The sequence below is a fragment of the Hydrogenophaga sp. genome, assembly GCF_051007235.1.
Lineage (GTDB): Bacteria > Pseudomonadota > Gammaproteobacteria > Burkholderiales > Burkholderiaceae_C > Hydrogenophaga.
Genome location: NZ_JBPCSJ010000162.1, coordinates 1 through 9451, shown reverse-complemented (window position 1 = coordinate 9451; position 9451 = coordinate 1). Strand labels below are relative to the sequence as shown.

Here is a 9451-nt window from a genome sequence, read left to right as displayed (position 1 = left end):
GGTACAGCCCAGCCCCGCCGAGCGCCGCGCCCAGGCTGCCCAGAGCCATGCCGCGGCGTTCGGCGAACAGGCGACGGATCGCCTGGCCAAGCCCCAGGCCACCGAGGTGCAGGGCCGCCGTGGTCAGCAGGAAGCCAGCCGCGTAGCTGGCGAAGCCCGAGGCGGGCGTTTCGGTGCCGTGGGCCAGGCCGTGCAGCGAAGAAGCCGCGGCGATCAGGCCCAGGCCCAGTGCGGGCGGCAGGGGGCGGGTGGCGACGATCAGCATCAGGCCGAACAGCACCACGCTCAGTGAGATGGCGTGCTCCAGGTACGGAACGGTGACGCCGGCCGCGCCGAGCGCTGCACTGATGACCAACGCCAGCAAGAAGGTGGCGGGCCCCTGCCAGGCCTTGCCCTGCGGCAGGGCGGATGCCGACCAGACGCCCACGGCCACCATGGCCAGCAGGTGGTCCAGACCGAAGGGGTGGACCAGACCTTCCATCAGGCTGTGGGTGCCGTGGCCGGTGTGGGCCTGGGCGGCGAAGGCGGTGGTGGCCAGGGCGGCGGTCAGCAGGGATTTGGGAAGCAGTTTCATGAGGGCCTCTGCGGTGGGTCAAGGTATCGGTTGGTGAACGGTGACGAGTTTCGTGCCGTCGGGGAAGGTGGCTTCCACCTGGATGTCGGGGATCATGTCCGCCACGCCCTCCATCACGTCCTCGCGCGTGAGCACGCTGCGGCCGGCGCTCATGAGCTGGGCCACGGTCTTGCCGTCGCGGGCGCCTTCCATCACGGCCGCGCTGATCAGGGCCACGGCTTCGGGGTAGTTGAGCTTGAGGCCGCGGGCCTGGCGCCGTTCGGCCAGCAGGGCGGCGGTGAAGATCAACAGCTTGTCTTTTTCTCGCGGAGTCAGTTCCATGGTCGGTCCTTGTTCGTTGGGACCCGACAGCAAATCCCGTGCCCTGCCGGGGCCGGCACGAAAGCTGCACAAACCGCCATGTGAACCCCAGGCCCGATCCCGCTCCGCCCCAGCGCATCATCAAGGTGCGCCGCGACTACAACAGCTGGGTCGGCAGCGAGACGCTGGAGGACTACGCGCTGCGCTACACGCCGCAGCGCTTTCGCAAGTGGAGCGAATGGCGGGTGGCCAACACCGCGTTCGGCGCGGCTTCGTTTCTGATCCTGGAGGCCGTGGGCGCCACGCTGCTGGTGCAGTACGGCTTCATCAACGCTTTCTGGGCCATCCTGGCCACGGGGCTGATCATCTTCCTGGCAGGGCTGCCCATCAGCGTCCACGCGGCGCGCCACGGGGTGGACATGGACCTGCTCACCCGCGGCGCGGGTTTCGGCTACATCGGCTCGACCATCACGTCCCTCATCTACGCCAGCTTCACCTTCATCTTCTTCGCGCTGGAGGCAGCCGTCATGGCCTACGCGCTGGAACTGGCGCTGGACATCCCGCCAGCCTGGGGCTACCTGCTCTGCGCGGTGGTGGTGATCCCGCTGGTCACCCACGGGGTGTCGGCCATCAGCCGCTTCCAGGTGTGGACGCAGCCGTTGTGGCTGGTGATGATGCTGGTGCCTTTTGTGGCGGTGTGGACGCTCGATCCCGGTGCATTCACCGGCATCGTGCACTACGGTGGTGAGTCTGGCGCCGGACGCGATTTCTCGTGGCACCTGTTTGGTGCGGCGCTCACCGTGGGCATCGCGCTCATCACCCAGATGGGCGAGCAGGCCGACTACCTGCGGTTCATGCCCGCACCGCAGCCGGGCCGGGTGGTGCGCTGGTGGGCCGGTGTGCTGGCCGGCGGGCCGGGTTGGGTGCTGCTGGGGGTGTGCAAGATGCTGGGCGGCGCGCTGCTGGCCTGGCTGGCGCTGTCCCACATGGTCTCGCCCGAACGGGCGGTGGACCCGAACCAGATGTACCTGGCCGCCTACGAATACATCCTGCCCTACGGCTGGGCAGTGGCGGCCACGGCGCTGTTCGTGGTGGTGTCGCAGCTCAAGATCAACGTCACCAACGCCTACGCCGGCTCGCTGGCCTGGAGCAACTTCTTCTCGCGCTTGACGCACAGCCACCCGGGGCGGGTGGTCTGGGTGGTGTTCAACACGCTCATCGCCTTCATGCTGATGGAGATGAACGTGTTCCACGCCATCGGCGAGGTGCTGGGCCTGTACAGCAACATCGCCATCGCCTGGATCATGGCCGTGGTGGCCGACCTGGTCATCAACAAGCCGCTGGGCTGGAGTCCCAAGGGCATCGAATTCAAGCGCGCGCACCTGTACGACATCAACCCCGTCGGTGTGGGCGCCATGGGCCTGGCCTCGGTGCTGTCCATCCTGGCCTACCTGGGCCTCATGGGCCCGCTGGCCCAGGCCTTCTCGGCCGTGATCGCCATGGTCACGGCGCTCATCACCGCGCCGCTGATCGCCTGGGTGACCAAGGGGCGTTACTACATCGCGAGGCCTGCAGAACAGAAGGTGATGTGGCACAACCTCCGCCCGGTGGCCCGAGGGGAAGCCCATCCAGAAACACCGCGGAACGGGCTCCGCCCGGCCGCAGGTGTTGCCCCCCTTGAGGGGGGTGACGCCGCAGGCGGCGCGGGGGGTGTTTTGAAATGCATCGTGTGCGAACGCGAATACGAAGGCCCCGACATGGCCCACTGCCCGGCCTACCAGGGACACATCTGTTCGCTGTGCTGCTCGCTGGACGCGCGCTGCGGCGACCTGTGCAAGCCCCATGCGCGCCTGCAGGTGCAGTGGCTGGCGGCGCTGCGCGCGGTGCTGCCCCAGCGCATGTGGCCCTACCTGCAAGCGGGTTTGGCGCACTACCTGCTCATCATGGGCGTGATGGCGCCGGTGCTGGCCGCTGTGCTGGCCCTGCTGTACCGCCAACAGGTGCAGGGGCTGGACGCGGTCACCAGCGACGCCAGCCTGGTCGACGGCGCTTTGCGCGCCGGCTTCCTGCAGGTCTACGCCGTGCTGCTGCTGATCGCCGGCACGGTGGCCTGGTGGCTGGTGCTGGCGCACAAGAGCCGCGAGGTGGCGCAGGAAGAATCCAACCGCCAGACCCGGCTGCTGATGCAGGAGATCGACAGCCACCGCAAGACCGACGAAGCCCTGCAACAGGCCCGCCACGCGGCCGAGCAGGCCAACCAGGCCAAGAGCCGCTACATCAGCACCATCAGCCACGAACTGCGCACGCCGCTCAACAGCATCCTGGGCTACGCGCAGCTGCTGCAGGAGGACACCGGCGTCGCGCCGCACCGGGCGCAGGCCATCCGCGTCATCCACCGCGGCGGTGAACACCTGCTGTCGCTGATCGAGGGCACGCTGGACATCGCGCGCATCGAGTCCGGCCGCCTCGCGCTGGACGTCAAACCCATGGCCTTTGCCGACGCGATGCAGGAGGTGGCGAGCCTGTTCGAGCTGCAGGCCGCCGCCAAGGGCCTGCGTTTTGCCTTCGAGCCGCAGGGCACGCTGCCGCTGGCGGTGCGCACCGACGAAAAGCGCCTGCGCCAGATCCTCATCAACCTGCTAGGCAACGCCGTCAAGTTCACGCGCGTGGGGCAGGTGCGGCTGGTGGTGCGCTACGCGCGCGAGATGGCGCAGTTCGAGGTGCACGACACCGGGCCGGGCATGAGCGCGGCCGAGCTGGACAAGGTGTTCGAGCCCTTTCACCGTGGGCAGAGCGCTGCCGGCGAACACGCCAGTGGCGGCACCGGCCTGGGTCTGACCATCGCCAAGATGCTGACCGACCTGATGGGGGGGGAAATGACCGTGCGCAGCACGCCGGGCCTGGGCACGGTGTTCAGCGTGCGCCTGTTCCTGCCCGAACTGCACGGCGTGGCTGCGCAGCGCACACGGCCGGTGCCCGCCGTGACGGGCTACGAGGGACCGCGCCGGCGCGTACTGGTGGTCGACAACGAAGAAAGCGACCGCGAACTGCTGGCGCGCTGGCTGCAGCCGCTGGGCTTTGAGGTGCTGCTGGCCACCAGCGGGCACGACGCGCTGGCGCTGCTCGACGGCGTGGCGCCGGGCAGCGAGCGCGCGCCGCACGCCGTATTCATGGACCTGGCCATGCCCGGCATCGACGGTTGGGAGACGCTGCGCCGCCTGCGCGCGGGCGGCTGGGCCGGCGTGCCCATGGCCATCGTCTCGGCCAACGCGTTCGACAAAGGCCTGCACGCCGACACCGTGGAGGGTGTGCCCGTCGAGCAAGCCTTTTTTGTCAAGCCGGTGCGGCGCGAAGAACTCATCGCCTGGCTGGGGCAGCAGCTGGGCCTGCGCTGGACGCACGCGGCCGAACCGCTGGCCGCCGCCGTGGCAGCGGCGCCATCGCCGATGCAGGCACCCTCGACCGCGACGCCGCCGGCCGACGGCGCACTGCCACCGGCTGCCGAACTGGCGCCGTTGCTGGAGCTGGTGCGGCTGGGCTATTACAAAGGCATCGCCCAGTGGCTGGACGACTGGGTGCGCCAACGCCCCGAGCAAGCCGCCTTTGCCCAGGGCCTGCACGCCCTGGCGCGCGAGTTCCGGTTTGAAGCCATTGAACAACGGCTGCTGCAGGCCCCCACCGCGCCGCAACCGGCCACCCCATCCCCATGAACGCCCCGCCCGTGTCCGCCGAACGCATCCTCCCCAACCTGCCCGCGACCGAAGCGCTGGTGGTTCTCATCGTCGACGACGTGCCCGACAACGTGGCCCCGCTGCACGACGCGCTGGACGAAGCCGGCTACACCGTGCTGGTCGCGCTCGACGGCGAGGCCGCCATCCGCCGCGCCACCCAGGCCCTGCCCGACGTGGTGCTGCTCGACGCCGTCATGCCCGGCATCGACGGCTTTGAAGTGGCGCGGCGCCTGAAGGCCGAGCCCGCCACCGCCCACATCCCCATCATCTTCATGACCGGCCTGACCGAGACCGAGCACCTGGTGGCCGCGCTCGACGCCGGGGGTGTGGACTACGTGACCAAGCCCATCAAGCCGCGCGAGGTGATGGCGCGCATGGGCGTGCACCTGCGCGCCGCGCGCCACGTGCGCCAGGGCGCGGTGGAGCGCAGCCAGGCGCGCAACGCGCTCGACGCCTTCGGCTACGCCACCATCACCGTGCGCGCCCGCGACGGCCGCCTGATGTGGCAGACACCGCTGGCGCGCGACCTGCTGGCCCGTTACTGCGGCACCGAAGCGCCCACCACGCCGCCGGCCGTGCTGCAGTGGCTGGACCGCCTGCTGCCCGACTTGCAGCGAGCGCCCGTGCCCGGCCAGCCGCTGCGCGAGCCGCCGCGCCTGACGCTGGACCAGGGGCCGCGGCGCCTGACCTTCCGCCTGCACCAGTGCGTGGGCGACGAGGACGGCAACGAGTTCGGCGAACCCGGCGACTGGCTGATCGTGATGCAGGAAACCTCGGATGCCGCTGTGCTCGAAGCGCTCTCGCAGGCGTTTGGCCTGACCGCTCGCGAGGCCGAGGTGCTCTACTGGGTGGTCAAGGGCAAGATCAACCGCGACATCGGCGACATCCTGGGGGCCAGCCCGGCCACGGTGAAGAAGCACCTGGAACGCATCCACGCCAAGCTGGGGGTGGAGACGCGCACGGCCGCGGCCGCGATGGCCATCAACCGCGTGCCGCTGCTGCAGCCGCGGGGCGGCTGAGCGGGTCCGTGCGTGCGCCAGGAGGCGTGTGTGCGGCCCGGGATGCCTTGATGTACGCCACCCGGCGTACAGACGCTGTTCAGGGTTCTCCCTAGCATCCGTCTGACCCCATCGAACACCGCTCCAACGGTGTGAGGTGGCGAAAGTCAGACCCCCTCAACGGATGTTTTTGAACCCCTGGAGAAGCGCCATGATGCAACGTCGATTCACCCTCAAAGCCCTGTCGGTCGCGGCCGCCCTGGGCGCCATGGGCCTGCCCGCCCACGCTGCCGACACCATCAAGGTCGGTGTGCTGCACTCGCTGTCGGGCACGATGGCCATTTCGGAAACCGTGCTCAAGGACGTGGCCCTGATGGCCATCGACGAGATCAACGCCAAGGGCGGCGTGATGGGCAAGAAGCTCGAACCTGTGGTCGTCGACCCAGCCTCCAACTGGCCGCTGTTCGCCGAGAAGGCCAAGCAGCTGATCGACCAGGACAAGGTGGCCGTGGTGTTCGGCTGCTGGACGTCGGTGAGCCGCAAGTCGGTGCTGCCGGTGTTCGAAGAAAAGAACAGCCTGCTGTTCTACCCGGTGCAGTACGAAGGCGAAGAGCTGTCCAAGAACGTGTTCTACACCGGCGCCGCGCCCAATCAGCAGGCCATTCCCGCGGTGGAATACCTGATGAGCAAGGACGGCGGTAGCGCCAAGCGCTTTGTGTTGCTGGGCACTGACTACGTGTACCCCCGCACCACCAACAAGATCCTGCGCGCCTTCCTCAAGGCCAAGGGCATCCCCGAGAGCGACATCATGGAGGAGTACACCCCCTTCGGTCACTCCGACTACCAGACCATCATCGCCAAGATCAAGAAGTTCGCTTCCGAAGGCAAGAAGACGGCTGTGGTCTCCACCATCAACGGCGATTCCAACGTGCCGTTCTACAAGGAACTGGGCAACGCCGGCCTGAAGGCCAGCGATGTGCCGGTGGTGGCCTTCTCCGTGGGTGAAGAAGAACTGCGCGGCGTGGACACCAAGCCGCTGGTGGGCCACCTGGCTGCCTGGAACTACTTCATGTCCATCAAGAGCCCGGCCAACACCGAGTTCGTCAAGAAGTGGAGCGCCAACGCCAAGGCCAAGAACATCGCAGGTCACAAGGACAAGCCGCTGACCAACGACCCGATGGAAGCGACCTACATCGGCATCAACATGTGGGCCCAGGCCGTCGCCAAGGCCAAGTCCACCGACACCGACAAGGTCATCGCCGCCATGGCCGGTCAGACCTTCCAGGCCCCGGGCGGTTTCGTGTCCACCATGGACAAGGAAAACCACCACCTGCACAAGCCGGTGTTCATCGGTGAGGTCAAGGCCGACGGCCAGTTCAACGTGGTGTGGAAGACCAAGGGCCCGGTGCAGGCCGACCCGTGGAGCGATTACATCGCCGAGAACAAGGGCAAGAAGAACGTTCCGGAAAAGAAGTAAGCGGGAGACGTGATGCGCTGGTTGCGAACCTGTCTTGTCCTGCTGTGCCTGATCGGCGCCGCCAGTGCACACGCCCTCACCCCGGCCGAGGCCCTGACCCTGGCCGCGGGTGACAGCGATGAACGCATCGCGACGCTCAACCGGCTGGCCGCGGCCGCAGACGAGAAGGGGCTGGCGCTGATCCAGGCCCTGTCCGAGGACGCCGTGAAGGTGCAGGGCGAGCAGGTGCTGATCGTGGCCGCCGACGGCAGCGCCACCGACGCGGTGACCGGTGCCGCCGCCACCCCGACCGACACCGCGGAAGACGCGGTGGTCAACAACCGCCTGCGTGGCGCGCTGGAAACGGCGCTGGCCACGCGGGCCCTATTTGGCACCGATGCCACCCTGCAGCGAGAGGCCGCCGGCCTGCTGCAGCGCGCGGCGTTCGATGCTCCCGACGCTAGCCAGCTGCCGCTGGTGGACAAAGCACTGGCCGGCACGCTGGACCCCAAGGCCCGTGATCTGCTGGAGCAGGCGCGCGCCGCCATGCAGCTGGCCAGCGACGACGAGGCGCAGCGCCTGGCCGCCGCCCAGACCCTGGGCAACATGGGCCAGCCGGCGCTGCGCCCCCTGCTGGCCGCGCAGCTGGCCGCCGAAAGCAGCGCCAGCGTCAAGGCCGCGCTCAGCGCCGCCATCGCATCGCTGGACCGTTCGCTGGCCGTGTCCAGCGCGCTGTCGCAAGCCTTCACCGGCATCAGCCTGGGCAGCATCCTGCTGCTGGCAGCGCTGGGCCTGGCCATCACCTACGGGCTGATGGGCGTGATCAACATGGCCCATGGCGAGCTGATCATGATCGGCGCCTACGCCACCTGGGCGGTGCAGGTGTTCTTCAAGAACACGCTGCCCGGCCTGTTCGACTGGTACCTGCTGGCCGCGCTGCCGGTGGCATTCGTCACGGCCGCCCTGGTGGGCGCGGCCATGGAGCGTACGGTCATCCGCTTCCTGTACGGCCGCCCGCTGGAAACGCTGCTGGCCACCTGGGGCATCAGCCTGGTGCTGATGCAGGGCGTGCGCAGCCTGTTCGGCGCGCAGAACGTGGGCGTGGAAAACCCCAGCTGGATGAGCGGCAGCATCACACTGCTGGGCAACCTCACCCTGCCGTGGAACCGCATCATCATCGTGGCCTTTGCCGGCGCGGTGCTGCTGGGCGTGACGCTGCTGATCACCCGCACCCGGCTGGGCCTGTTCGTGCGCGGTGTGACGCAGAACCGCCCGATCGCCAGCTGCATGGGCGTGAACACCGCCCGCATCGACACCTATGCCTTCGCGCTCGGTTCCGGCATCGCCGGGCTGGCGGGCTGCGCCCTCAGCCAGATCGGCAACGTCGGCCCCGACCTGGGCCAGAGCTACATCGTCGACAGCTTCATGGTGGTGGTGCTCGGCGGTGTGGGGCAGCTGGCCGGCACGGTGTACGCCGCGCTGGGCCTGGGCCTGCTGAACAAGCTGCTCGAAGGCTGGGCCGGTGCCGTGCTGGCCAAGATCGCGGTGCTGGTGTTCATCATCGTGTTCATCCAGAAACGTCCGCAGGGCATCTTTGCCTTCAAGGGCCGAGAAGCATGACCACCCCCGTCGCTTGCCCACTGCGTGTGGCCGCTCCGCCCCTCAAGGGGCAGCGCCTGCGGCCCGGCGGAGCCGGTTCCGCGGCACTCTCGACATGGACCCCCGCTTGCATGGATGTGTTCCTATGACCACTGCTTCTGTTTCTCTTCCCACCCCTGGCCCGCTGCTCACGCGGGGCGCCTTCAGTGGCGTGATGGTGGCGCTGCTGGTGGTCTGCGCCGTGGCGCCGGCGCTCAACCTGCTGGTGCCCGAGGGCAGTGCGTTCCACCTGTCCGACTACATGGTCGGCCTGCTGGGCAAGATCATGTGCTACGCCATCTGTGCCCTGGCCATGGACCTGATCTGGGGCTACACCGGCATCCTGTCGCTTGGCCACGGCCTGTTCTTCGCGCTCGGCGGCTACGTGATGGGCATGTACCTCATGCGCCAGATCGGCCTGGAGGGCAACTACAAAAGCGAGCTGCCCGATTTCATGGTCTTCCTGGACTGGAAGGAACTGCCCTGGCACTGGGCCTTGAGCGACAGCTTCATCGCGACCCTTTTGCTGATCGTGCTGGTGCCGGGCCTGGTGGCCTTTGCGTTCGGCTACTTTGCCTTCCGCTCGCGCATCAAGGGCGTGTACTTCTCCATCATCACGCAGGCGCTGACCTACGCCGCGCTGCTGCTGTTCTTCCGCAACGAGACCGGCATGGGTGGCAACAACGGTTTCACCGACTTCAAGCGCATCCTCGGCCTGCCGATCGCCACACAAGAGATGCGCATGACGCTGTTC

The 9451-nt window shown here is 68.1% G+C and carries 7 protein-coding genes; 5 read left to right on the top strand and 2 right to left on the bottom strand.

Annotation, left to right across the window (positions count from 1 at the left end; all coding sequences use genetic code 11):
• A partial coding sequence (locus ACR2JA_RS05900; protein ID WP_434008179.1) for a HupE/UreJ family protein occupies window positions 1-574 on the bottom strand: 574 nt, incomplete at its 3' end.
• Window positions 575-592: 18 nt separating this feature from the next.
• The gene (locus tag ACR2JA_RS05895) at window positions 593-895 is read right to left on the bottom strand and encodes an urease subunit gamma (protein WP_434008178.1); all 303 of its coding nucleotides are present in this window, start codon (window positions 893-895) and stop codon (window positions 593-595) included.
• A gap of 80 nt (window positions 896-975) precedes the next feature.
• On the opposite strand from ACR2JA_RS05895, the gene ACR2JA_RS05890 reads away from it, so the two are divergent.
• From ACR2JA_RS05890 to ACR2JA_RS05870, 5 genes are all read left to right on the top strand, one after another.
• Window positions 976-4584 (top strand): hybrid sensor histidine kinase/response regulator, encoded by a 3609-nt coding sequence (locus ACR2JA_RS05890; RefSeq protein WP_434008177.1) that lies wholly within the window; start codon window positions 976-978, stop codon window positions 4582-4584.
• The gene (locus ACR2JA_RS05885; RefSeq protein ID WP_434008176.1) at window positions 4581-5624 is read left to right on the top strand and encodes a response regulator; all 1044 of its coding nucleotides are present in this window, start codon (window positions 4581-4583) and stop codon (window positions 5622-5624) included. The genes ACR2JA_RS05890 and ACR2JA_RS05885 overlap by 4 nt, the downstream gene beginning before the upstream one ends.
• A 193-nt stretch (window positions 5625-5817) precedes the next feature.
• Complete coding sequence (gene urtA / locus ACR2JA_RS05880) at window positions 5818-7080, top strand: urea ABC transporter substrate-binding protein (RefSeq protein ID WP_434008180.1); 1263 nt, start codon at window positions 5818-5820, stop codon at window positions 7078-7080.
• 12 nt (window positions 7081-7092) lie between these two features.
• The gene (gene urtB / locus ACR2JA_RS05875; RefSeq protein ID WP_434008175.1) at window positions 7093-8679 is read left to right on the top strand and encodes an urea ABC transporter permease subunit UrtB; all 1587 of its coding nucleotides are present in this window, start codon (window positions 7093-7095) and stop codon (window positions 8677-8679) included.
• Between the two features lie 124 nt (window positions 8680-8803).
• On the top strand, window positions 8804-9451 hold a 648-nt coding region (locus tag ACR2JA_RS05870), incomplete at its 3' end, for an ABC transporter permease subunit (protein ID WP_434008174.1).